This is a genomic window from Streptomyces sp. XM83C, assembly GCF_023072675.1.
GTDB classification, from domain to species: Bacteria; Actinomycetota; Actinomycetes; order Streptomycetales; family Streptomycetaceae; genus Streptomyces; species Streptomyces thermocoprophilus.
In genome coordinates this window covers 1-251 of the sequence record NZ_JALLGL010000700.1, presented here as the reverse complement: position 1 = coordinate 251, position 251 = coordinate 1, and the positions used below count along the sequence as shown (strand labels likewise).

1 pseudogene is annotated in these 251 nt (G+C 66.1%); it reads right to left on the bottom strand.

The window, feature by feature from the left end:
* Positions 1-120: 120 nt before the first annotated feature.
* Positions 121-251 (bottom strand): annotated as a pseudogene (locus MTQ10_RS31120) (IS5/IS1182 family transposase); the annotation flags it as partial.

The window sequence follows — 251 nt, the reverse complement described above, 5'->3', positions numbered from 1 at the left end:
GCTCCACAGCGCGATCGGAGACACCCCGCCCCACGAATACGAGACCAACTACTACGCTCAACACCAGCCCCAACCGGTGGCTGGAGTCAACACATAGAGCCTCCACCGATCCCGGAGCGGTTCATTGCGGTTGCCGGGCAGCGGCTTGCCGACGGCGACCACGAGGCGGGTGTCGGCGTCGATGACGACCTGGTGGTTGGTGGAGTAGCGGTAGTTCTTGCTGGAGGCGGCCACGGTCCGGTCGCGGGTGG